General features: G+C 63.1%; 15 protein-coding genes and 1 pseudogene. 5 read left to right on the top strand and 11 right to left on the bottom strand.

The annotated features are described in order from the left end of the window. Positions 1-31: 31 nt before the first annotated feature. Positions 32-1,042 carry a sensor histidine kinase gene (locus tag FRC96_RS00735; RefSeq protein WP_146972132.1) on the bottom strand — a complete coding sequence of 337 codons (1,011 nt, stop codon included), beginning with the start codon at positions 1,040-1,042 and terminating at the stop codon, positions 32-34. A gap of 276 nt (positions 1,043-1,318) precedes the next feature. Beyond that, the gene (locus FRC96_RS00730) at positions 1,319-2,287 is read right to left on the bottom strand and encodes a sigma-70 family RNA polymerase sigma factor (protein ID WP_146972131.1); all 969 of its coding nucleotides are present in this window, start codon (positions 2,285-2,287) and stop codon (positions 1,319-1,321) included. Positions 2,288-2,740: 453 nt separating this feature from the next. On the opposite strand from FRC96_RS00730, the gene FRC96_RS00725 reads away from it, so the two are divergent. After that, on the top strand, positions 2,741-3,280 hold the full coding sequence (locus FRC96_RS00725) for a hypothetical protein (RefSeq protein WP_146972130.1): 540 nt from the start codon (positions 2,741-2,743) through the stop codon (positions 3,278-3,280). Between the two features lie 52 nt (positions 3,281-3,332). On the opposite strand, the gene FRC96_RS00720 is transcribed toward FRC96_RS00725, so the two are convergent. From FRC96_RS00720 to FRC96_RS00710, 3 genes are read right to left on the bottom strand one after another with little or no spacing between them, the layout of a single operon-like run. After that, entirely contained in the window at positions 3,333-5,621 is a 2,289-nt protein-coding gene (locus FRC96_RS00720) for an FdhF/YdeP family oxidoreductase (protein WP_146972129.1), read from the bottom strand. 40 nt (positions 5,622-5,661) lie between these two features. After that, positions 5,662-6,516, bottom strand: coding sequence for a formate dehydrogenase accessory sulfurtransferase FdhD (fdhD, locus tag FRC96_RS00715; protein WP_146972128.1), 855 nt, complete (start codon positions 6,514-6,516; stop codon positions 5,662-5,664). Between the two features lie 56 nt (positions 6,517-6,572). Further along, positions 6,573-7,547 carry a hypothetical protein gene (locus tag FRC96_RS00710; RefSeq protein WP_146972127.1) on the bottom strand — a complete coding sequence of 325 codons (975 nt, stop codon included), beginning with the start codon at positions 7,545-7,547 and terminating at the stop codon, positions 6,573-6,575. A 218-nt stretch (positions 7,548-7,765) separates the two neighbouring features. On the opposite strand from FRC96_RS00710, the gene FRC96_RS00705 reads away from it, so the two are divergent. Then, positions 7,766-8,404, top strand: a complete 639-nt coding sequence (locus FRC96_RS00705) for an SOUL family heme-binding protein (RefSeq protein WP_146972126.1) — start codon at positions 7,766-7,768, stop codon at positions 8,402-8,404. 37 nt (positions 8,405-8,441) lie between these two features. Here FRC96_RS00705 and FRC96_RS00700 read toward each other — a convergent pair whose 3' ends face one another. The 6 genes from FRC96_RS00700 to FRC96_RS00675 all read right to left on the bottom strand — a co-directional run bounded on the left by FRC96_RS00700 (position 8,442) and on the right by FRC96_RS00675 (position 16,090). Continuing rightward, positions 8,442-9,413: a hypothetical protein gene (locus FRC96_RS00700; RefSeq protein ID WP_146972125.1), complete on the bottom strand. Its 972-nt coding sequence runs from the start codon at positions 9,411-9,413 to the stop codon at positions 8,442-8,444. A 6-nt stretch (positions 9,414-9,419) separates the two neighbouring features. Beyond that, on the bottom strand, positions 9,420-10,547 hold the full coding sequence (locus tag FRC96_RS00695) for a DUF3696 domain-containing protein (protein WP_146972124.1): 1,128 nt from the start codon (positions 10,545-10,547) through the stop codon (positions 9,420-9,422). A gap of 2 nt (positions 10,548-10,549) precedes the next feature. Beyond that, positions 10,550-11,851, bottom strand: a complete 1,302-nt coding sequence (locus FRC96_RS00690; protein ID WP_230469697.1) for a DUF262 domain-containing protein — start codon at positions 11,849-11,851, stop codon at positions 10,550-10,552. 246 nt (positions 11,852-12,097) lie between these two features. Beyond that, entirely contained in the window at positions 12,098-13,045 is a 948-nt protein-coding gene (locus tag FRC96_RS00685) for a GGDEF domain-containing protein (protein WP_146972123.1), read from the bottom strand. 233 nt (positions 13,046-13,278) lie between these two features. Then, positions 13,279-13,977 (bottom strand): HEAT repeat domain-containing protein, encoded by a 699-nt coding sequence (locus FRC96_RS00680; protein ID WP_146972122.1) that lies wholly within the window; start codon positions 13,975-13,977, stop codon positions 13,279-13,281. 94 nt (positions 13,978-14,071) lie between these two features. Further along, positions 14,072-16,090: a M43 family zinc metalloprotease gene (locus FRC96_RS00675; protein ID WP_146972121.1), complete on the bottom strand. Its 2,019-nt coding sequence runs from the start codon at positions 16,088-16,090 to the stop codon at positions 14,072-14,074. Between the two features lie 309 nt (positions 16,091-16,399). On the opposite strand from FRC96_RS00675, the gene FRC96_RS00670 reads away from it, so the two are divergent. The 3 genes and pseudogenes from FRC96_RS00670 to FRC96_RS00660 form a co-directional block, all read left to right on the top strand. Continuing rightward, positions 16,400-21,598, top strand: coding sequence for a hypothetical protein (locus FRC96_RS00670; RefSeq protein ID WP_146972120.1), 5,199 nt, complete (start codon positions 16,400-16,402; stop codon positions 21,596-21,598). 11 nt (positions 21,599-21,609) lie between these two features. Further along, the gene (locus tag FRC96_RS00665; RefSeq protein WP_230469696.1) at positions 21,610-22,299 is read left to right on the top strand and encodes a hypothetical protein; all 690 of its coding nucleotides are present in this window, start codon (positions 21,610-21,612) and stop codon (positions 22,297-22,299) included. A gap of 175 nt (positions 22,300-22,474) precedes the next feature. After that, a pseudogene (locus FRC96_RS00660) lies at positions 22,475-23,387 on the top strand (hypothetical protein); the annotation flags it as partial.

Here is a 23,387-nt window from a genome sequence, read left to right as displayed (position 1 = left end):
AGGCCGCCGATCGTAAGGGGGGCGCCTCGAATCAGGCCGTGGCCGCCAAAATCGCCCTGCGAAAGCGGGCGCTATCAAAGGGCGCATCGCCCACCGGGTTGAGCGTCACCTGCACCAGCGCGCCGCCCAGCGGGGAGGTGCCGATGGTGACGTCTCCCTCGTGGCTGGAGGCGCAGGCGCGCACCGAGATCAGCCCCAGCCCGTTTCCCTCGGCCTTGGTGGAGACGAAGGCGTCGAACATCGTCTCGCGCAGATCTTCGGGGATGCCCGGGCCGTTATCATGAACTTCGATGATGACCTGATCCCCTTCGCTACGGGCAATGACCTCCACGACGCCGTCTTTGACGTCGGCGGCGTCGATGGCCTCGGCGGCGTTGAGCACCAGGTTGATGACGATCTGGTGAATGAGGATCGGAAAGGTCTTCAGCGAGAGCTCGTCGGGGAGGGTGCGCCGAAGGTCGACGTTGCGCAGCTTCGTGTGGGTGCGCAGCGCGGTCGTGGCCTGGTGGATGAGCTCGCTGATGTTGGCCTGCTGCGAGCTGTTGCCGATGCTGCTGCGAAAGTTCATCACCAGGCGGTCGGTGAGCGCTTCGAGGCGCTCCAGGGCCAGGACCTGGTCGTTGTAGAGATCCTCGAGATCTTCGGGGGAGAGGTCGGGATTTCGCACCAGCACCTGGTGGTTGCTCTTGAGCACGGCCAGCTCGTTGCGCGCGTCGTGAGCCACCGAGGCTGAAAGCAGCGCGGTGGTGGCGCGTCGCTCCGCGCTGAGCAGCGCCTCGCGCAGCCGCTGGCTGTCGGACTGACGGCGCTGCACCAGGTTGAGCATCCAGTACGAGAGCGCCCCGATGAGCAGCGCGCTCACCAGCACAAAGAGCGAGCCCTTGAGCATCTCAATGTTGGCCGCGGCCTTCGGGTCGGTGGCGACCTCCGAGGTCAATGTGGAGGACGCGAAGATGTAGAGCAGGGAGGGGAGGAGGTATCCCAGAGAGAGCATCGTCGCGATGCGTGCGGGTCGCAAGATCGCGTTGAGAGAAGAAGGCATCAAAGCTGGCTCAGGCGCAGGCAAACAAACGTCTGGAGGTACGGCCCGAGGGTCACCTCACTGGCGAGGGGGTGGGCGGCGTACCCGGAAAGCTATAAGTATGCCGATAGGTTACCCCAGGTGAGGCCCGAAGCGAAGTGATTTCAAGCCATCATCAGGTGCGAGCACAAAAAAAACCGCCCCCGATTGGGGGCGGTCGTGACTCTCCCTGAGTTCGGCGTCGGCGGTGGCGACCCCGGCGACGCGGTGGGAGAGATTCGGGGAAGGCGATGAAGTTTAAATGGCTTCGAGAAACTCCAGCTCCACCGTCTCACCGAGGTTTTCGAAGAGGAAGTTGCGGAACTCCTCGCGGATCTGCACCTCGACCTGACGGATGCGCTCCTTCGACACATCCCACTCACCGCCCAGGGTGACCAGCGTCTTGGGATCTTCGGCGATCATGCGCTCAAACCAGATGGCGCGCTTGCGGTCGGTGTCGATCTGCTGGCCGAAGGCGTCGATGGCGCCGCGCAGACGGGTGGCCAGGTCGCGGTCGCTGGCGAGCTCCTCGGGGGTGGCCGCGTCCGACTCCATGCGCTCGCCGATGGTGGTGGCTTCAAAGCCGGGCGCTTCGGCATCGAGACGCACCGGAGGAGCGTCGAGCTGAGCGGCCACGCGCACCACCTCGCTCTCATCCACATCCAGGTACTCGGCGATCAGCGCCGGGGAGGGCTTCTCGTAGCCCTCTTTGATCAGGGCGCGGCGCGCTTTCTTGAGGTTGTAGAAGAGCTTACGGCCGGCGCGCGAGCTGCCGATCTTGACCGGGTGCACGTGATTCATCAGGTAGTTGAGGATCATCGCGCGGATCCAGTACTGCGCGTAGCTGGTGAACTTGACGCCGCGGTACGGGTCATAACGTTTGAGCGCCTCAGCCAGCCCGACGTTCCCTTCCTGAATGAGATCGAGCAGGTTGGACCAGCGGCGCGAGTATTCGCGCGCCAGCTTCACGACCAGGCGCAGGTTGGTCAGGATGAGCATGCGTCCTGCCTCCCCGTCGCCCTCGTTGACGTAGCGCTCGGCGAGCTGCTGCTGCTCGTCGGCGGGCAGCGGCTCGATGTAGTTAAGGCGCATCAGATAAGCGCTGGTCGCGTCGGTATCGGCGCTGATGTTGAGCTTGCTCTCCGAGAGCATCGGCAGGCTCAGGTCTCCGGAGAGGTGGGCCAGGTTGGAGGGCTGACGTTCAGTGACGTTCGATTCGATGTTCATGTGCAAGATCCCGTTCTTAAAAGAAGTAGTTGGGTGCGAAAACGTCGTGGTCACTGCGCTTACGTCATCATGGTGGGTGTCCGAGGTTGAGCGTTCTGCGAAATTTGAAAGCCTTATGAACAGGCCCTGTTCCCGATGTCCTGTTCAGAACATACTCAAAGCTCGCGCATATTCCCAGCGAAGATCGAAAGATTCTCCCCCATTACCCCCGTTACCGCAGGGGTTTGATGTCTTAAGGTGTTGAAAATGCTTGTCTTTAGCCGATGTTGTAAAATTTAGACACGATGCGTCATTTGCCTAATCGTTTTAAAAAATAGCGATCTCCAGGGGTGTTCAAACGCGATTTGTTGCGTTTTGAAGAGGTTTATGAACAGGTCTGATAGGTACTATGCAGGCGATGCAGGGGTCTTGAACAGGTCTGGAGCGTGGTGAACAGGGTGGCGAGGAGGGGTGATGAAGCGAGTAGGAGGTGAACATGGCGAGCGGCGAGTGGGGCGGGGGGCGATCCTGGCGCTGATCGTGGTGATCGCGGGGTGTGTGAGCGCCCCGGAGCGCTACGCACGTCAGGTGCGCGATCAGACCTACCAGGCGCATCTTGAACAGGGGGTACGCGCAATGGTGTATCCGCTGGGATGCAGCGCGCTTCTGCCCTGGGCCGAGCAGCACCTCTGGGAGGCGGGGTTTGAGGGCGTGAGCATCGATCTGAGCGCGCTGGAGGTGCGCACCGGCTGGCGCTCGCGCGGCCCCTCGATGGAGGAGCGCTACACGGTGTACGGGCGGGCGGCCGGCGCGCAGCGTTGCGCCTGGCAGTTTATGCGCTCGGAGCGCGGCGGGGAGGCTACCCGGGAGGTGCGGGATGTGGAGATGGAGATGCACCTGCTCGAACGCATCTCTCCGCAAAAGGCGCGGGAGGTGCGCTTAAAGGCGCAGGCCGCCGCCGAGCGCGCCTACGATGAGACCCGTCAGATGATCGAGGAGGATCAGGCCCGTTGAGCCCGGGGCCGCGATGGAAAGGGGCCTGTTCAGAAGTTGAACAGGGTGGAGTTCAGGCCGAGCTTTTAAGGCTGATCACCACTGACTTGGAGGCCGGCGTGCGGCTCTTGCGCGCGTATTGCCCCAGGGGCACCAGCGCGTTGGCTTCGGGGAAGTAGGTCGCCGCACACCCGCGCGGGATGTCGTAGGCGATGACCTCAAAACCATCGGCGCGGCGCTCCTCCCCTTCAAAATGGCTGAAGAGGTCGACGTTTTGCCCCACCTTCAGCCCCCGGCTCGCGATGTCGTCGGGGTGGAGCAGGACCACGCGGCGTTTGTTGCTGATGCCGCGGTAGCGGTCGTTCAGATCATACACGGTGGTGTTGTACTGATCGTGGGAGCGGATCGTCATCATGATGAGCTGATCCTCGTCGAGCGCGATCGACTCGATAGGGCTCACCACGAAGTTGGCGCGGCCGGTGCTGGTCTTGAAGTCGCGCTCGCGCGCGCCGTTGGGCAGCAAAAAGCCCGTGGGGTATTTGCGGATGCGGCGGTTGAAGTTCTCAAAGCCGGGGATCACCGCGGCGATGGCGTCGCGGATGGGATCGTAGGGGCCATCGAAGAGGTTCCAGTCTACCGGCGAGGTGTCGGCGTCGAAGGTGGCCTGCGCGATGCCCAGGACGATGCGGGGCTCGCTTAAGAGCGCGTCGCTGGCCGGGGGAAGATGCCCGCGAGAGGCGCGCACCACGCTCATGGAGTCTTCGACCGTCACAAACTGCGGGCGGCCGGCCTGCATATCGCGCTCGGTGCGGCCCAGGCAGGGAAGAATCAGCCCGGTGCCTCCGGTGCGCAGGTGCGAGCGGTTGAGCTTGGTGGAGATCTGCACGGTCAGCTCGCAGCGCTCCATCGCCCGGGCGGTGCGCTCGGTGTCGGGGGCGGCCATCACGAAGTTGCCGCCCATGGCCACAAAGACGCGGGTTTTGCCCTCTTCCATCGCCTCAATGGCGGCGATGGTATCAAACCCGTGCTCGCGCGGAGGCTCAAAGCCAAAGCGTGCGCTCAGGCGATCGAGGAAGGCCTCGGTGGGTTTTTCCCAGATCCCCATCGTGCGGTCGCCCTGCACGTTGGAGTGGCCGCGCACCGGGCAGGCGCCGGAGCCGGGGCGGCCCATAAAGCCGCGCATCAACAGAAAGTTGACGACCTGCTGGATGTTGGCCACCCCGTGTTTGTGCTGCGTGAGCCCCATCGCCCAGCAGGCGATGAGGCTTTTGGCTTCGATGGCCACCTGTGCGGCGGCTTCGATCTCGGCGCGCTCAAGTCCAGTCTCCTCAACGATCGTCGCCCAGGAGGTGGCCTCCAGATCGGCGCGGTGAGCCTCAAAGCCCGAGGTCTGACTGGCGATGAAGTCGTGATCGAGGACCTCGCCGGGGCGCTCCTCTTCAGCGGCGAGCATGCACTTCATCAGGCCTTTTAAAAGCGCGATGTCGCTGCCGGTACGAAGTTGCAGGTAGTGATCGGCAAGATCGGTGGGGCGGCGGTAGAGCTCTTTGGGGTGCTGAAAGGCCACAAGCCCCGGCTCTTTGAGCGGGTTGATGGCCACGATGGTGGCGCCGCGCCGTTTGGCGGCCTGCAGGGCGCTGAGCATGCGCGGGTGGTTGGTGCCCGGGTTTTGCCCGAAGATAAAGAGAGCGTCGGTGGTCTCGACATCTTCGAGTGAGACGGTGCCTTTGCCCACGCCCAGCGACTCATTCATGCCCGTGCCGCTGGACTCGTGGCACATATTCGAGCAGTCCGGCAGGTTGTTGGTGCCCAGCTGACGGGCCAGAAGCTGGTAGAGGAAGGCGGCCTCATTGGAGGTGCGCCCCGAGGTGTAGAAGATGGCCTGGTCGGGGTGATCGAGCTCGCGCAGAGCGTCGCCGATCAGCGAAAACGCCTCGTCCCATGCGATGGGTTCATAATGATCGGAGCCCTCGCGGCGCACCATCGGGTGGGTGATGCGGCCCTGCTTGTTGAGCCAGTGATCGGATTTCTCGCGAAGATCACGGATGCTGTGTGTTTCGAAAAACGCCGGGTCGACCTTAAAGCGCGTGGCCTCGTCGGCGACGGCTTTGGCGCCGTTTTCGCAGAACTCAAAGGTGGAGCGATCGTCGGGGTCGGGCCAGGCGCAGCCCGGGCAGTCGAAGCCCTCGGTCTGGTTGAGGCTGGCCAGCGCGCGGGTGCCGCGGATGAGGCCCGGCTGCTCCAGGACATGGCGGGTGGTGGAGATGAGCGCGTCGAGACCGCCGGCGGCTTTTTTGTAGTCGGTAAGATCGTCCGACGTGGTCGGGGCCGGCAGGTTTTTGGACGTGGAGTCGTCGCTCATCGTGCTGCTCTCGCTCGGTGTCATTTCGTCTTCAAGAAGATCAGATCAGGCGCGCCGGGTGGGTGTAGATGTTAAAGCGGGCGTCGCGCAGAAAGCCGACCAGGGTCTGAGCGTAGGTTTCTGAGAGGTCGACGGCAAGGGAGGAGGGCGCGCCGACGGCGGCCACAAGCCCGATGCCTGCGACCAGCGACTTTTGAATCAGCTCAAAGCTCGCGCGGCCGCTCAAGACAAGCACGCGATCGCCCAACGGCAACTCGCCGCGGCGCAGCGCGCGGCCCAGGAGTTTGTCGAGGGCGTTGTGGCGGCCGACATCTTCGGCGAGGTCGAGAAGTTCGCCCTCAGCGTTGAAGAGGGCGCAGGCGTGCAGGCCGCCGGTGCGATCGAAGGTGGCCTGGGCCTGGCGCAGCCGGTCGGGAAGTTGCAGAAGTTGATCCGCGGCGATCGTGGGGCCTGAGGCGACCGGCATCACCCCCTGGTGATGAAGCGCATCGAGCGAGGCTTTGCCGCAGACCCCGCAGCTCGACGTGCTGTAGAAGTTGCGCTGCAGCTTGCCCGGATCGAAGGTGCAGCTCGACGCCAGCGTGGCTCGCCAGATGTTGGGGCTCTCTTCGCCCTGGCCGTCGGTGCAGCGCTTGAGGCTTACGAGGTCGGCCTCCGAGGCGATGATGCCTTCGGTGAGCAAGAATCCCCGCGCCAGATCTTCATCATCGCCGGGGGTGCGCATCGTGATCGCCAGGCTGCGCGAGGCGCGTTTGCCGGCGAGCTCGTAGTCGATACGCAGCTCCATCGGCTCTTCGATGACGAGGAGGTCGTCGAGCTGGCGGCGTCGCTGTTGATCGTCGCGGCGTAGCACCCGCTCGATGGCGTAGGTGCGGGTGGTGGGGTCGGTGGCCATGAGGCCTCGGTGGTGGGGGGAGTGCGGCGCGGCAAAGGGTTGCCGGGCGTAAAAGATTAGATCGTCCCGATGGAGATGCCGGGCAAACACAGCATAAACGCAATGATCAGCCCGGCGAAGAGGGGGCGCTCTACGGCGCGATCGTCGGTGGCGAGCGCCAGGTGCACGGCCGTGGGGAGGGTCCAGGCGAAGGTCACCGCAGCAAAGGCCGCCGGTACCTGCAAAAAGGGCCAGGCCAGCGCGGGGAGTGCAGCGAGCAGGTACCAGGCCGGGTGGCGCGAGGCGTAGCGTATGGCGAGCAGGGCGGCGCCCAGCGCGCAGGCCAGAAGCAAGATCTCGGGGGTGGCGGGCAGGCTCAGCGCGCCCACGTCGCGCCAGGCCGCGTCGCCATGAAGATGGCGCAGCTGGCCGGTGTGCCAGGCCACGGCCATCCAGCCGGCGAAGGCCAGCGGCGGCACCGCCGCGCCCAGCCAGGGGGTGTCTTGAGGATCTTTTCCGGGGCGATAGGCCTTAAAGCCGGCGATCATCATCGCCGGCCACATCACAATAAACTCCAGGCGCAGTCCCATCGCGACCAGCGCCGCAAAGGCTCCGCGGCGCGGCGCGTACGTGACCATCGAGGCGATGGCGCCGGCGCCCAGGGCTGCGGCCATCGAGGTGGTCCAGTCGGTGGCGTTGAGCGCGAGCAGGGGATTAAAACACCAGAGCCACACCGCCCGCTCAGCGACCTGGGGGAGCTCGGTGTTGCGGGCAAAGCGGTAGACGCTCAGCGCGGCCCAGAGCGTGGCGAGCTCCAGCAGCACCCAGGGGGCGAGCGTGAGCGCGGCGGTGCCCGCGCCGGCCGGCGCGGTCTGCAGCGCCACCTCGAAGATGTGGCTTAACACCCCGGAGAGGGGCGCCGACTCCGAGAGGCGCAGCGACTCCCAGGTGCCCGTATGCAAGAGCGCCGCCCACAACGCCGCCCTGCTTGTCAGCCAGGCCAGGAGCGCGGTGCGAAGGGCCGGATGGATATGTGCGAGTAAAGGATGCATGGCCCCGCCAGCGTACCGGGAGATGGGCGGGGGGCAAGAAAATGGCCGCGCTGCAGAGCGCGCCCTTTGCCGCTTGCCGCACGTGAGCGTGGGCTTGTGGCACGGCAGTCGGAAGCGCAATCGGCGCCCGGGCGTGCCTTATCGAAGGTTGTGGACACCTTATGACTGTCCTGTGCATCCGAGGTGAGATGCACCAAAGCCCCCTGTGAGGTGCGACCATGGCAAAAAAGATCCTACTGGCGCTCGCGGGAATAGGTGCGCTGGTCGTCGCAGCCATACCGATCATTCGCTCCAGCTACGACGAGCCCGAGTTTAAGTCGGTGCACGCGTCCAACCCCTTTGAGATTCGCGCCTACGGCTCGCGTATCGTGGCGCAGACGACGGTTCGCGCGAGCAGCCTGCGCGAGGCGACGACGCTCGGTTTTGAACGCCTCGCCGAATACATCTTCGGAGGCAATCGAGGCTCCGGCGGGGCCTCGCAGAAGATCGCGATGACCACGCCCGTCGAGTCCGTGCCCGCCGGGGAGAACGCGTACACGGTCGTGTTCACGATGCCTTCGGAGTGGACGCTGGACGAGCTACCGGAGCCCAACGATCCCAACGTGGTGGTCCGGGCGGAGGAGCCCAGGCTGGTTGCGACGGCACGCTTCAGCGGCAATGCCAGTGAGAGGGATGTCGATGAGCTCTCCCGGGAGCTGATGGTGTACATTGAAGAGCAGGGTTATGTGGCCGACTCTGAGGTGACGATCGCTCAGTACGACCCGCCGTGGACGCCGGGCATCATGCGGCGAAACGAGATGATGGTGGAGCTCGCTGAGCCCCGGGCGCCCGGCACCGAGGCTGCGCCTGCGGAGTGAATGAAATTTTATTATCAAAGGGGCAGAGTAGGCAAGGCTAAGTAGAAAGATGACTTGTAAATATCCCCACGATCAATCTACCTGAAACAACCTTTGGAGAGCCAGGATGAAAATGAATTCGGTCGTGGGTTTTAAAAATTTTTGTGTGCCATTCACAATGAAGAGAGTGACCTTCAACAGTAATTCGACGCTCTTCCCATGCACTTCTATTCTTACGTGTGTTAGGCGATTCAGGTGATATAATAATGTTGGTATGTGCTTTGAATCGCTTTTTAACGTTATCAGGTTGAAAGTTTTCGTCTTCATAGATAGAGGTGAAATGATCATTCAACGCTGAAAGGTGTTGAGTGATATGAGGTCGAATGAGCGGCCAAGAAGTTTTGAACCTGCGAACTTGTTGGGTCAACCCTTCAGCAAAATAGAGTGACGGGAACGCAAGGGTTGCAGCTTCCATATACTCCAAAATGTTATAGTTTTCGACTTCAGGGATGTAGCGAAAAAACTCTAAAAGACAACTTCTGCCGAGAATGAAATGCACATTTTGAGGCGTTCGAGATGTTGTTGTTAGCGTGCACAACCCAGATGGTTCGACACAGGTTATACAACCTACAGCTAGGTTTTTGTTTTGAGTTGTTAATTTAGTAATATATTTAAGTCCTTCCGAATTAGCTTTGCGTTTCGTATCTGGTTGGTCTAAAGTTTTATTTATCGGGGAGATTTCCATTTCCCCAAGTGTATTATGCTGTGTGTTAAAGTCAGTTGGACTAATGCGCTCAATTGAAGTCAAAAGCAACAACTGCAAGTCTCGGTCTAGCTTATCAGGCTCATACATGATTTGTAGTAACGGAGCTCCTCCAATAGTTGTGTCATATATCTTATCTGATGATTCGACTTGAAAAGATTTCTTTTGAAGATAGCTTATGGTCAAGCAAAAACGTTTCAAAGACGACTCAACTTCCGAAGCTCTTACTTGAGCGAAAGAGCTCTCATCAATCACAAACCTTGCCATAACTAATTATCTCCGAGTTTCAATAATCCGGCGGAGGTCTCGCTGACTCTGGTCAAAAAAGAGCTGAGGCCATTTTGAAAGCCCCCCTCTATCATCAACGTTAATCTCCTCAATGCTGTCGTTAGCGAAAAAGTGGATAAGTACGTCTTCGCAATTTAGTGGATGTGTTTGCTCTACTGTAGCAAGACGAATTCCGTTTAAGATGTGATCACTATGGCTCTCAATAACAATTTGCAAGCCGCCAGCTGCTAAGCGGCCTAAAAATTGACCCATTTTAGACTGGGCTCTGGGATGTAAGTGAGCTTCAGGGTTTTCTACTAACATGATTTCGCCAGGAGAGCCTAATAATCCTGCTACAATAATAGGTAAACAATATGTTAGCCCGAAACCCGTATTTGATGGCCTAGTCCAATCATGAAAGTTGCCACGAACTAAACCTCCAGTTTTAAATCGAAGATAGGCTTGATTTGTGTCCGAGTTAATCTCGGAGCGTATTTCTACATTGCCTACAAAATCACTCAACCAGGCTTCGCACTGTTTGAGAAGAGTCGTGGCGATTTTCTTACTATCGTTTTTTTCCGGGGCAAATCGAAACTCTTCCCTTATTTGTTCTCGTTCTTGGCTCGCGATAACTTGTGCTACATACTCGCCTCTAGCTCCTACCGATAAATGACCGTTCGGCGCGCTCGACAACTCCAACGTCTCGCGCGGACCGAGTCGCTCAGTATTAAGATATGTAAAGCGCTGGGCAAATACATGTCTACTTATGGAATTAATTTCCGAAACATTAGGTCTTGTTTTTATTTTTAGAAGTAGACTGTCATACGGGTCACCTTCGCTAGCATAAGTCCATTTGTAATCATCTAAATCATCATGAATCTCGATGCTTAATATATCACTTTTGGCGTTGTAAGATCTGACGTCTGCGGCATGACCTAAACGCAATCCAAACAGGTCATTTAAAGGTATGAATTTTGGTTCATTAAGTGCGCTATATCTCGCCAGTAAAAGTGCTTGGACAAGAGAGCTTTTCCCGGTGCCATTATTACCCGTTAATAGTGTTAAGGGCGCAAATGAAAATTTATAATTTTCAAAACACTTAAAGTTGGCAACTGACATTTGATTTATTCGCATGACTACTCCTGGGCTTGATTCAAAATTTGGCGAGCGGTTTCAAAACGACAAACAACTCGTGGTCCCGATCCTGTAGAGACGCTAATTGACTGGATATAATCTGTATCATTTGTCATTGCTTCTCGAGCTGCAGCAATAATTTGATCTTTATGAGGTTGTAAATGTTCCCAATGATAATCTGACAGTGCTACCGACCAACTTTCGAATAATGCGCGATTGATTGGGTTTCGTCGTGGAGTCTCCAAGGGCCACTTTCGAAAGGCTTCTTCTTGAAATAAATTATATGCATTATTCATCGCGAAAGTGAAGTCTTCATCTAAAATCTCAAGAGCTCTGTCGCTTAACAGTCCGGAGTCTACTTTGTCAGTAAAGTCAGTTAAGAACTCGCTCATTGTATTGAACTCTCGATATTGTGATAAGTCCTCAAGGGATCGAAATGCACAATAACGGAGGACAACTTCCAAGTCAGCCATGCGTCTGTGGTTTTTTAGAGCAGACCCTGTCGCTTGATGAAAAATATCCTTTTCAGAAAGCTGTTGGAGAAACGCGCGAGATCGCTCCTTACTCATCGCATGACGAATCTCCTGTGCATTGAGCGGTTGACCGCCTGTATTAATTCGTTTAAATATATTAAATTTAACCGGGCCAGGGGTCTGTGGATCAATGACATTCACTGCTAGTTGTGTTTGATAAATCCTTCGCTGCCAGAGTTGATCTAAGTCAGAAAAATTTCTTCCTCCAACATGTTTGTTTAGATATTCTAATCCATCAAGTGGAAACTTCTCTTTAACAAATTCGTACACAGAAGAAAGTCTTTGTAAGCCATCAACTACTTGCATTTGACCATGTTCGTCTGAGTCAAAATAAAATGACGGCAACGGGATTCGCAGAAGTAATGATTCAATGAGTCTTGCCTTTGTTGCGGGCTTCCATACTCTACGTCTTTGGAATTCAGGATTTAATTTGAGAGTGCCCTCGTCAATCATGTCTATAATGTTACGCAAAGAAAACATCTTAGGATCCACGCGAATCTCGCGAGGATCCCAAGGTTTCATTTCCTCAATGTCTTCACCAATATCCTCTCGTTCCAAGTCTGTGGATTGTCCATCATCATATTCAGGCTGGACTTGCTGTGTGTTTGGCGCATCATTTGTTTGGCTATCTTTCACTTGAGATCTCCTGCTAAAAAGGATTGCATTAGGATATTCACCCGGGATCATATAACAGAATCGAGATTTTTCAAGTTTTGAATAACCAACCGATTTGGCGTCCTCGAAACGCGTTTCGTGGGAGACAAACGCCATTGTCGCGCATCCATGAGCGACAAAACGTTTTGTCCGCCACATATCCCAGAATATGACGAACAACGCTCGAGGTCGCGAATCATAAAAACCCCGCCACGCTCCTAACTACCCTATTTCGGTGAGCTTGTTATTGAGGCAGGTGAGGTGCTATGACTCTGTGCTAAGTGGTTGATATAAAACGAAAAACGCCCGGGCTCTCACCCGGGCGTTTTTCGTTGCTTCATCAGGTTATGGAGGGCGCCGCCCTCAAAAAGGCGCCACCCCCACCCGGTTACGACCGCCGCGTTTGGCGTCGTAGAGGGCCTGGTCGGCCAGGCCGATGAGCTCCTCGGGGGTGCGGGCGGTGTGGTGGGGCAGGCCGGCCACGCCCAGGCTGATGGTGATGGGGATGTGCGTGCCCTCGAAGACAAAGTCGTGGCGCTCGATGACCATGCGCACGCGGTCGGCCAGGGCCTGAGCCTGATCCACCGGCGTGCCGCGGCAGACGATCGTGAACTCCTCGCCGCCGTAGCGGGCGAAGACGTCTTCGGTGCGCAGGACCCCGGAGGTGATCTCGGCCAGATTTTTAAGGATCATGTCGCCGGCTAAGTGCCCGTAGGTGTCGTTGACCGGTTTGAAGTGGTCGACGTCGAACATGACCACGCTCAAAAAGGTGCCGTGGCGCAGCGCGAAGGGCAGCTCGGTGGAGAGGTGATTGAGCAGGTAATTTTTGTTGTAGATGCCGGTGAGCCCGTCGTGCAGCGCGGCGTCGAGCATCTGCTTTTGGAAGTTCTCTTCAAGTTCGTCGTGGTAGGTGAACTTGAGGATGGTGGTGGAGCCGAGCGTGATCTTGTCGCCGTCTTTGAGCTGCTGGCGGTTCAAGAGGCGGTCACCGTTGAGGTAGGTGCCGTTGGCGCTCTGGAGATCTTCGACGAAGACGTCCTCGCCATAGGTGATGATGCGGGCGTGGTTGCGGGAGATGCCCACGTCGTTGACGTGCAGCTCCGCGCGCGAGGATCGGCCCAGGGTGGCCTGGTCCTTGTCGACTTTGAACATCTTGCCGGTATGAGGCCCGGAGATCACGATGAGGTAGGCCTGGTCGCGCCCCTGCTTTTGCCGGGCGCGGGCCTGTCGCAGCGTGTTTGCGTCGACGATCATCGTCGCCTCGGAGCTCTCCGAGAGATCGTCGTGGTCGTAGGGATGATCGTCGGTCATCAGGTCGCCGTCAGCAGCGGGTTTAAGGGGCGCGTCGGGGGTGTACAGCGCGCGAGCCCGTCAACGAGGTGGATGCGGGCGAAGATCACACATCAATAAGGGGGGACATCTTCAAGGTGAAGGATACTGAAGTTGCCCGGTGCAGGCAACCCGGTGGGCGGCGTTCTTATGCCCGTGTGAGGCCGGGCGGTCGGGGCGGCAAAGGGCGAAGCATTCCGGGAGGTTGAGGGGGCTCAGGGGATCCGGCGTGTGGGTGCGTTGCTGGTTCCCCCGATCGGGCGATTTAAGGCGCGTTGCACGGCGGGACGCGTGTCTTCGATGGCCAGCTGCTCCAGGACGGGAAGGGCGCGCTCGGGCGCGTGGCGGCGCAGAAGACCGATGGCGGTGATGCGGATCTGGATGTCGTCGCTTCGGAGCGCCTCCCGCCAGATCGCGAAGGCCTCGGGGTGATCGTGTCGGGCCAGGGCGGTGAGCGCGCGGTGGCGGGCCTGAGCGCGGGTGCGAGCCGAGGCGTCGAGCGGGTGGTTGTCGGCGCGGTGGTCGGCTGCGGCGATGGCAGCCAGCGGCGCGCGGGCCTCCTCCTGCGCATAGAGGCTGAGGAGATCGAGGGCGCGCAGGCGGATCACGGTGCGCTCTTCGGGGTTTTGCAAAAGCGCGTTGAGCCAGCCGACGACCTCGGCGGGGCTGCCGACCTGGTCGAGCTCCCGGCGATCGGGGACGTGTTCAAAGCCGGAGAGCAAAAACGCCAGCCGCTGAGCGCCCTCGGCGTGCGGGGCGTTGCCGGAGTCGCCAGGGGGCTCATCGAGGGAGGGGCGTGCGGGACGATCGTGGTCGCCGTGGGTTGGCGAGGACTGCGCGGCGGCCGGTGCAGCCAGCAGGAGCGCGCCCAGAAGAAGCATGATGGCGATCGGTGTGCGTGGTGTCGGATGCATAAATTCCCCGGAGAGGGCTGTGGGCAACGTAGAGGAGCTGCAGGGCGCGCAGGGGTAAGACCGGCTGCGCGCCCTTAAGATTCAATGGCGCGTGTCAGGGGCGCACCAGCGGGTTTCGCCTCAGCACAAAGGACTGGCCGGCGGTGGTCAGGCGCTGGTCGGGGCCAAGCGAGAAGGGGAACATGAAGTTTTCGGCGTCGTCGCAGAAATAACCCAGGTTGGGGAAGAGGCAGCTCGGCGTGTCGGTGATCGGATCCTGCGCGCTCCCCAGATGCTCGGTCGTGTGGCGAAGCCCCAGGTAATGGCCGACTTCGTGTGCGAGGATCTGACCGATGGTGGCGTTATCGTCGCCCAGGCCGGCCGTGGAGAAGACCAGGCCGGAGGCGGGGCTTGCGTGCAGGCCGGCCGCCCCCGGGAGCCCCGCCGAGATGCCCAGCAGTCCCGGCGAATCTTCGACGGCGAAATCGTCAATGAGGAAGACGTTGACCACCAGGTTTTCATCGAGCGTGGTGCCCGGGGCCTCGGAGAGCGCCACCAGATCGAAGGCGTCGTCCAGGGTGCGGACGATGCTGTAGGAGGCGGTGAGCTCGTCTGAGAGTTCTTCGTAGGCGGCGACCTCCACCTCGATGTTCATGCCATCGTAGATGGTGGCCATCGTAGCGATGGCCTCTTGAAGATCGCGGTTGGAGGCGGCGGTGGCCGCGCTCAAACCGGGCACGCCGACCAGATAGAAACGCAGCCGCAGCGTGCGCCCGGCCGAGGGTTGAGCGATGACGTAGTGGCAGGTCTCCGAGGCGTTGGAGGCCACGCCCATCTGGTAGGTTCCGCCGCCAAAGGTGCTGGCCAGGCTCGTGTCATTGGTGGCCGGGAAGAGCATCGGCGCAAGACTCGTGAGGATCGCCGGGTTGATGGCGTGAAAGGCGTAGTCGTTCGGGATGTTGAGCGTGGAGCCGTCGGGGCGGCGAAGTGTGCGCGGCTCAATGGCCAGTCCGCCCGGGTTAAAGGGGGTGAGCAAGAACCCCACGGCGCCAGCCTCGACCTCAACGTCGTAGGTTTTTTGCGATCCGCAAACCAGTTCGAGCGCCGGAGCGCCGCTGGTGTCGATCTCGGGCGGGGCGGTGGTGGAGTCGCAGAAGGAGCGGCCCTCGCGCCCTGTGCGGCAGCTGTAACCCTGGCGGCAGTCCGAATCCGTGGCGCAGCCGGCCATGCAGGTGGGCTGGTTGTTTTGCACCAGGCAGATGCCGCCGTTGCAGTCGTCGTCATCGCCGCAGTAGCGGGTGGTGCAGTAGCCGCCGGGGAAGGAGACGTCGCCGTTGTCCTTTTCGACCTCGCGGATGCAGCTTCCGCCTTTGCAGCCCAGGTTGGCGCCGCAGGGCTCACCGTCGTCGGCGCCATCGGGGTTGCGGGGGCCTTCGGGCTGCTCGTTTTCCTGGCAGTAGGCGGGTTCGCTCTCATCGTTGGCCAGGCAGCTGTAGCCAAAGCGGCAGTCCTGGTCGCTGGAGCAGCCAGCCATGCACGCAAAGACCACGTCGTCGGCCTCGGCCGCCGGGTTGAGGGTGACGCAGGCGCCATCGTCGCAGCCCTGGTCGGGGTTGCAGCCGATGCGCGCGCAATAGCCGCCGTAGAGGTTGGTCAAGCAGGTAAGGCCCTCCTCGCAGGCGACATCGCTGGTGCAGGGCGCGCCGGGCTTGCCAGGCTCGCTGCCCACAGCGAGGTCGGCCGGAAGGCAGACCGGCATATCGTCGACCAGCGTGCAGGTGTAGCCCTCGCCGGCGCGCTCGCAGGAGTTGTCGCGGTCGCAGCGCTCATAGCAGGCCGCCGCGCCACTGGAGCCCTCCAGGGGAAGCACCAGGCACTCGGAGGAGAAGCCCAGGCAGCCTTCCTCCTCACAGCTGAGCTCGGAGCAGTAGCCGCCGGGGAAGCCCCGCTCCTCCTCAAAACAATACCCGCCCAGGCACTCCAGGCCGTTCTCGCAGGGGGCGCCGGTGCTGATGGAGTCGACGAATTCGGCGACCTGCTGAAGCTGCTCGCAGGCGCTTAGAAAAAGCAGCGCGAGGAGCAGCGCCAGCACTTGCAGCGAGGTAGAGGCAGGCCGACGGGGCGCATAAAACATAGGGAAAGCTCGATCGTCGGGGGGGAGGTGTGGGGCGGGCCATGGGGACGAGAGACGTTGAGAGTACGCCTGCTATTCAAGCCGACTCGGTGCGCGGTGTCGAGGAGGAGTTAAAGCGCCGTGAATCGGAGCGGGTGCCGCGGCGGTCTTTTCAGCGTGGGGGCGATGTCGTAGAGTTTCGCCGTCCCCACAGCTGTGTGGCGGCCCAGGCCGCGTGCGATGGCGCGCGGCGCCGCTGGCAGCGTCGGGTGGGGGGCGTGGCTTCGCCATCGAAGCGCGTGTCGTCGCAGTAGAAGGTAGAGGGATATGGTGCAACGCCCCTTGTACGCCCACGACCCCGAGTCGAGTCTATTCGCCATGGCGGTGGGCTCCTCGCCGGTGCAGATCTGGAGCCCTCAGTCCGGTGCCCCCGCCGGGGATTCCCCCCGTGAGGAGGAGGCCGCCGGCGAGTTGCGCCTTGATGGGGTGGGCCAGGTCGTAGGGCTTGCGCTGGAGGGGCAGGTGCTGGTCACCGTGCTCAGCGGCGGGGAGGTTGCGGGCTGGGATCTGAGCGCGCTGCTTGAGGAGGGGAGTGAGGCGGCGGTGCGCTCGTTGTGGCGCGTCGACACCGGCTTGAGGCTGGTCTGTGCTGCCCACCACCGGGGTAACTCGAAACGCCTTCGGCTGGCCCTGGGCGCCGAGTCCGGCCAGGTGCTGCTCATGGAGCTCCGCGGAGAGAGCTCCCCGAAGTTGGCCCGCGGCGCGGTCCATCGCGACAAAATCGAGGTCTTGAGTTTTGCGCAGGACGGCACCTGCCTGGCCAGCTCCGCCCGCGATCGCCTCATCGCGATCTGGTCCGCCGAGCTCGGCGAAACGGAAGAACTCACCCTCCTGCGCGAGCTCAGCGGCTCGGGCGGCTGGCCGCTGGCGCTGGCCTTCTCCGACGACCACCGCCGCCTGGCCAGCGGGTGCATGGATAACGGCGTCTACCTCTGGGATCTGGAAGCCGAGGAGCCCCTGGAGGCCGTGCGTTTTGATCACGCCGGCTGGGTCGACGATGTGTGCTGGGCGGGCGGCGATGCGGTCATCATTAGCGCCTCCTGGGATAACTGCGTGGGCGTCTTTGGCGCCACCCCGCTCAAGCCCCGCTTTTTGATGGGCTTTCACGCCGACTACGTCGTGCGCCTGATGGCCGTGCCCCGCACAACCCTGGTGGTGGCGGCGAGCTACGACGGGCGCCTCACGGTCTGGGACTGGGCGATGGGCCAGCTTGAGGGCGTGCTCAGCGGCCACGCCGACTGGGTCACCGAGATGGTGTGGCTGGGGCGCGGGCGCCTGGCGAGCCTCTCGAGCGATCGCACCGCGCGTATCTGGTCGCTCAAGACCATGCGCTGCGAGGTGGTGCTGGGGCGTGCGCCGCTGGAGCGCTTTGAGCTGGGCGGAAGTTTTGATCTGGCCTCCTTCGGGGTGGGCGCCGAGACCACGCGCGTCGGTGCCCCGGGCGATGAAGCGGAGCTGGCCACGGCGACGGTGCGCCGCTTCGACGGTCGCGGCGAGCGCTGGCAGAGCGGCGTGCACCGCACCGCGCTGGCGATGATGGATGAGGCGATGGCCTCCGCCCGGGACATCTTCAGCGAGGTGTCGGAGGCGACCGATGCGCACGCGCCGTCGGACGTCTCGGAGCCCGCCGCACCCTCGGAGGTCTCCGAGGTGATGCCCGCGGAAGCGCCCTCCGAGGGGCGGGATGACGCCGCCAGTGAGGCGTTTTCGGAGGGTGTGGATTCGGGCTATGTGTTTGAAGATGTTGGGGAATCTGTCGCGTTTGGGGAGGGCGCCGAGAGCGATGCTCCGGTGGAGCCCGACCCGCTCGATGATCTCGATCGGGAGCTCGACGCGCTGGAGGACGCCCTCGACGCGCTCAGTGAGGTTGGGGAGGTCGGGGGGGACGACTCCTGGTTCAACACCTGGAGCAACGAGCACCCCGACAGCGGCATGTTCGATCGCCCCGCCACCTCGCCAGCGCTAAAGGAGGCGGCCTTCGGTCAGACCGACGGTCCTTCGGTGGGCGACGAGGCGCGCCCTGAGGCCGGGGTTTTTCCGCCGCCCGAAGATGGCGAGGAGATCGAGGCGAAGCCTGCATCGGCGCTCGACGTCGAGAGCGACGCGCCGGCGATGGGGCCGGGCGCGGCGATCAGCGAGAGCGATCCGCTCAGCGAGCCCGACGCCGCTGGCGAGCTGACCGAGGTGGGGCTGATCGGGGCGGGCGCCGACTCGGAGTCGACGCCTTCTCGCGCGCCGGCTGATGAGGCGGAGCCCGTTGCGGTGGAAGAGTCCGCTGTCGATGACTCCCTGGAGGAGGCCACCGGCGATCTCGAAGAGAGCGTGGAGCGGCTGGCCGCGGCCGACGCCGCCTCGCTGGCGATTCTGGAGGAACACTCCGAGTCGACCCCGGCGCCGGCTGTGCCAGCGTCGGCGCCCTCGCACGCCGAGCAGGCGGACGCGGTCGATGATCGCGATGATCGCGATGATCTCGACGAAAAAGACGTCTTCTCCTCACTCTTCGAGCCTTCCGCTGATTCGCCGCTTGTGGTGGACGCGGCGCGCGCCGGGATCAGCGATCTGGTGCGCGACGCCATCTCGGAGGTTGTGGAGGCGGCACCGGAGCCTGAAGCGGCACCGGAGCCTGAACCCGCGCCCGAGCCCGAACCCGATCCCGAACCCGCGCCAAAACCGGCCAAAAAACGCTCGCTTCGCGCGCGACTCAAAGCGGCGACGTTGAAGTTGAAACACGAGGAGGCCGAGCGCGTCGAGGCGCAGGACCAGGACGGCAGCGTGGCCGCGGCCGACTCCGAGAGCGATCCGCTGGATATTATGGGGGAGGCCTTCGACCTGCCCTCGGAGGCCGTGCGCAGCCCGGTCGTGGCTGGCGCCGACCCGGTGGAGGTGCCCAAACCCACAGGTGTGGATCCGGACTACAACCCGGTGCCGATCGCGCCGGGTGACGCCATCGCCGATCTGGTGCCGGACGATCTGGCCTTTGATGAGGTGTTCGGGGCGTTCGGGGAGGTGGAGAGTCAGGGGGCAGCGCCCGACGCCGAAGCCGTGCCGGGCGAAGTTGCTCCGAAGGCGTCCGCGAGCGATGGCCCGGAGGTTGGCCCGGAGCGCGGGGATGCGAGTGTTGAGGAGGAGGTCGAGGGGGAGGCAAACGCGGCGTCCTCGCCAGTCGAGGCCCCGGTCTCGGAGCCGGTCGTCTCGGAGCCGCGTGGCGATGAAGGTGCCGTCGAAGAGGTGGCTCCCGAGCCGGAGGTCACCTCGGACACGCCTCAGGCGTCATCCCCTGGCGACGCCGAGCGCGACGACCTCGCCGCGCCCGCAGAGCCCTCCGATGTTTCGGAGGCCGACCTGGAGGACGCGGGGGCGTTGGAACCCTCGGGCGCCGACAGCACCCATGAGCTGCGTGTGGCCGAAGTCGAAGCGCTGGCGGCCGCCTCGGAGGTGGGTGAGGACGAGGCGCCGGTGACCTCTCCCGGTATCGCCGCGCTTCGAGACGAGGAGGTCACCGGTCGCGTGGAGGTGCACCCGGAGGTGGCCGCCAGCGTCAGCGGAGAGGAGGCGGTCGGCAGCGACGCCGACCCGCTGCAGGGCGATGATGCACCCGATGCCAGCGCACCTGCCGACGGTGCAGAAGGTGGCGAAGCCCCGGGCGACGATGCGGCTGGCGTGCATGCCGACGGGGAGGAGGATGGGGCGACCGACGAGCGCCCTGGCGAGGTCTCCGGGGCGCGTACTCTGACCTCGTTTCTGGGCTCGGCGGTGCGCGATGACGAAGACGCCCCGCGCTGGCCCATCGCCGCCAGTGAGGCTCGTCTGGATGCCGCGGGTTCCACAAAAGTCGAGCAGAATCAAGAGGTTAGGGAGGGTGTTGAGGACGGGGCGACGCAGATGCTCGACGCAGACGCGCTCCCTCCGGTGGCCGGTGCGTCGCCCTGGGCCAGGGAGCGCAGCTCCCAACGCACCGCGCGCCGCGGCGCCCCGGCCCGTGAGGCATCCGAGCCGTCGGCGTTAAGCGACGGGACGGTGCCGGTCTTTGAGGGAGAGCCTTCCCGCGAGACGTCGAGCGTGGGTCAGGGAGGGGTGGCGAGTGAGGCTGAGGTCGATGAAGCCTACGGCAACTCCACCCAGATGTGGGGCGGGCTTTTTAACGCGCCGGGCGGCGTGCGGGATCCGGGGCCAGGTCGCGAGATGACGCGGGCGCAGGATCTGAGTGCTTTCGCGCGACGCGAGAAGACTCAGGGGCGCGGAGCGGGCGCCCGGGAGGAGGAGGCGACGCGTCGCAGCAGCCTGAGCGACGCGGTGCGCGGGATGTTGCGCGACGAGGAGGCGTTGCCGGAGATGACCCTGGGCGACGCCTCGACCAGCGCGCAGAGCGTGCCGGAGGCTCTGGTGGGGGCAGCCGACTCGGAGGTCTCCTCGCGCCTGCAGCCCGGGCAGGCCGCGCGCACCGATGAGCTTGTGGTGCCCGAGGTCGCCGCTGCGTCTCGCGAGGAGGGCACGCAGCGCCTGAGTCTTGGGCTCGACGAGTTCTGGGATCGCGCCACGGCGGCCGCGCCGGGCATGGCGATCTTGAAGCGTAAGGTCGGCGCGCTGGGTGACTATGCGCCCGCCCGGCAGCTGCGGGTTGAGGAGCGCGGGCCGCTGCTCCTGGCCAGTGTAGAGAGCGGTCGGCGGATGGCTCTGTACGGCGGAAGCAACGAGCTGACGCTGTGGCAGGCCCGTGGCGAGCTGGAGACGGCGTTTGAGGTGAAGGGACCGCTGGTCGCGCTCTCTTTTCTGGTCGATGAGGCCTCGATCTGCGGGGTGGCCGAGTCTGGCGAGATCTGCATGTGGATGTTGCCGCGCGCAGCGCTGGGTAAGGCGTCGCGGGTGGCCGAGGCGACGATCGCCACCGGGGATACCGCGCTGCGCTGCGCGTCGCTTCATGTTGGCGAGCGTCGCCTGCTCACCGGCAATGAGGAGGGGCGAGTGCGGCTGTGGAACCTGGAGAGCGGCCAGTGCGTGGGCAGGCTCGCGCCGCACGCGAGCCCGGTGACGGCGGTGGCGTTTGGGGCGCGCGGCGCGATCAGCGCCAGCGCCGACGGGCAGGTGCGCTTCTGGAACGCGCAGGGCTTTTTGATCGACCAGCTCGAAGGGCAGGGCCGCGTCACCGCGCTGGCCACCTTTGATGGCGAGGTCGCCTGGGTGGAGGTCAGCGGGGCGGTGCGCGTGATGCGTCAGGGTGACAGCCGGCCGCGTAAGCTCAAGGGGCACCACGGTGAGGGGCGCGCGCTGGCCTACCGCGACGATGGCTACCTGGTCACCGGCGGCGAAGACGGGCGTATGCTCATCTATGCCCCCGGGGTCACCGACCCGGTGCAGGAGGTTCAGGTGCCGGCGCCGATTCACGCGTTGAGCCTCTCGGCCCGGCGTCTGGTCTGCGCCTGTGAGGGCGGTGCGGTGTACATCTTTGAGAGGGAGCGGGGGCGACGTTGAGACTTACATCGATGCAATGGGCCAGTGGGTATGCGGGTGGGATGATGGTGGCGGGACTCGTGCTCGGGATGCCCGCGGCGCACGCCCACCAGAGCGATGAGAGCACGCATCTCGTCGAGATCGACGCCCAGAGCGGGCTTGTTGAGCAGCTTGTGAGCATCTCGGCAGGCGATCTGGCGCATCATATGGGGTGGGTGGGCCATGATGAGGAGATCCAGCGCGCCCGGCTTGAGGAGGGGGCCGAGGAGCTGGAGTCGTACATGGTGCGACGGCTGCGCGTGTGGGCCGATGAGGCGCCGTGTCGGCTGGAGAGCTCGCGTTTTGTGAACCTTCTGGGGCAGGACGGCCGGGTGCATCTGCATGTGGGCTCGCGCTGTGAGCCCGGGGCGGCGGCGATCACCCTGGAGAACCGGATCATGATGGAGGGCCCCGGGGGGTATCGGCATATGGGGCGCGCCCAGGCCGGCGACCGGGTCTGGCCGATGGTCTTTGATGTGTCCTTTCCGACCTACGTGGTGAACCTTCCGGTGGAGGAGGGCGGGGCGGTGGCGTCGAGCGACGGGGGGACCGACGAAACGAAGGCCGGGGGGGATGTGGCACCAGATGAAGGCGAAGGTGGCGTGCCGGGGTGGCTGAAGGCACTTGGTATCCTGGCGCTGATTATGGTGGGCCGCACGTGGGTGAAGCGCACGACGCGCTAACCTGGCCATGGCGAGGGGGCGATGGGGCCGCGGAGCTGCGCGGACCCGGCTGGAAGATCCGGGGGAGGGGGCGGGGTTGTGGGCAGGAGCATGCGCCAGGTGCTTAGAAACAGGCGGCTCGCCAGGCATGGTGCACAGCAGCGAGTCCTGCAAAGGTTCTATCGAGAGAGCGGCGATGAGAGTTGGTACGAGGGTTGGGGCGGTGGTGAGCGGGGCGCTGGTGGGCCTGCTAAGCGCGACGGTGTGGGCGCAGCCCGAGGCAGCGTCGGGCGACGAGGGGGAGCTCGCGCGGTGGGTCGACGCGCTGGACGAGGCCCGCTTTGAGGGGGAGGCCCTGGGGCTTGCCTACCGCCTTGAAGAGGCGCGGGGCAGGGTCTCGCCAGACCTTTATGTGGCGGAGCTTGAGCGCGGGGCGCGTGCGGCGGCGCGCTGGCCCTATGCGGCCTTTGCGATCGAGCGTGAGCTGGCTCGCGCCCGCATGGAGCAAGGGGATGCGCGGGGTGGTGAGCTGGCCAGTGAGGCCGGATGTCTGACGCGCTGGTCGCTGGTCGGGCCGCTGGAAAACCCCTCCATGGAGGGGTTTTATGAGGCGGTCGGACCGCAGCTCGACCTTCAGGGGCCTTACGACGGGCGCTTTGGGGAGGTGGCCTGGCGGGAGCTGGCGCCGGCGGACTATTTTTGTGCGTTTAGTCTGGGGAGCTTTGTGACGCCCTCGACCTCGGCGGTGGTGTTTCTCTCGAGTCAGGTCGAGCTCGATGCGCCCTGGCGCGGGGAGCTTGTGGTGGGGGCGGCGGGCGCCTACCGGGTGTGGATCGACGGGCGAGAGGTGGGGGGCGATGATGGGGAGCGGGGCGCGGGGCTCGATGTGCAGAGCTGGCCTGTGCGCCTGAGCGCCGGAGCGCATGAGGTGGTGGTCAAGCTCGGGTCGACCGGCCAGGGGAGCCTGGCGTGGTCGGCGCGTCTGCTCGACGCCGGGGGGCAGCCCCTGGCCGGGGTGACGCACCGGGCGGAGGCTCCGCAGGTGGTGCTCGGCCCGATGAGTAAGAGCGCGCCGCCGGCGCGCGCCGGCGCACTCACTGCCGTGCGCG

This window comes from Lujinxingia vulgaris (assembly GCF_007997005.1).
Lineage (GTDB): Bacteria > Myxococcota_A > Bradymonadia > Bradymonadales > Bradymonadaceae > Lujinxingia.
This window is presented reverse-complemented; position numbering and strand designations above follow the sequence as displayed.

What these genes read in the sequence shown, in the direction of transcription:
- FRC96_RS00680 (WP_146972122.1), bottom strand. Translation starts at nt 13,977, where the DNA reads ATGCATCCGACACCACGCACACCGATCGCCATCATGCTTCTTCTGGGC.
- FRC96_RS00675 (WP_146972121.1), bottom strand. Translation starts at nt 16,090, where the DNA reads ATGTTTTATGCGCCCCGTCGGCCTGCCTCTACCTCGCTGCAAGTGCTG.
- FRC96_RS00690 (WP_230469697.1), bottom strand. Translation starts at nt 11,851, where the DNA reads ATGGCGTTTGTCTCCCACGAAACGCGTTTCGAGGACGCCAAATCGGTT.
- fdhD (WP_146972128.1), bottom strand. Translation starts at nt 6,516, where the DNA reads ATGGCCACCGACCCCACCACCCGCACCTACGCCATCGAGCGGGTGCTA.
- FRC96_RS00700 (WP_146972125.1), bottom strand. Translation starts at nt 9,413, where the DNA reads ATGGCAAGGTTTGTGATTGATGAGAGCTCTTTCGCTCAAGTAAGAGCT.
- FRC96_RS00735 (WP_146972132.1), bottom strand. Translation starts at nt 1,042, where the DNA reads ATGCCTTCTTCTCTCAACGCGATCTTGCGACCCGCACGCATCGCGACG.
- FRC96_RS00725 (WP_146972130.1), top strand. Translation starts at nt 2,741, where the DNA reads ATGAAGCGAGTAGGAGGTGAACATGGCGAGCGGCGAGTGGGGCGGGGG.
- FRC96_RS00705 (WP_146972126.1), top strand. Translation starts at nt 7,766, where the DNA reads ATGGCAAAAAAGATCCTACTGGCGCTCGCGGGAATAGGTGCGCTGGTC.
- FRC96_RS00710 (WP_146972127.1), bottom strand. Translation starts at nt 7,547, where the DNA reads ATGCATCCTTTACTCGCACATATCCATCCGGCCCTTCGCACCGCGCTC.
- FRC96_RS00665 (WP_230469696.1), top strand. Translation starts at nt 21,610, where the DNA reads ATGCAATGGGCCAGTGGGTATGCGGGTGGGATGATGGTGGCGGGACTC.
- FRC96_RS00695 (WP_146972124.1), bottom strand. Translation starts at nt 10,547, where the DNA reads ATGCGAATAAATCAAATGTCAGTTGCCAACTTTAAGTGTTTTGAAAAT.
- FRC96_RS00720 (WP_146972129.1), bottom strand. Translation starts at nt 5,621, where the DNA reads ATGAGCGACGACTCCACGTCCAAAAACCTGCCGGCCCCGACCACGTCG.
- FRC96_RS00685 (WP_146972123.1), bottom strand. Translation starts at nt 13,045, where the DNA reads ATGACCGACGATCATCCCTACGACCACGACGATCTCTCGGAGAGCTCC.
- FRC96_RS00730 (WP_146972131.1), bottom strand. Translation starts at nt 2,287, where the DNA reads ATGAACATCGAATCGAACGTCACTGAACGTCAGCCCTCCAACCTGGCC.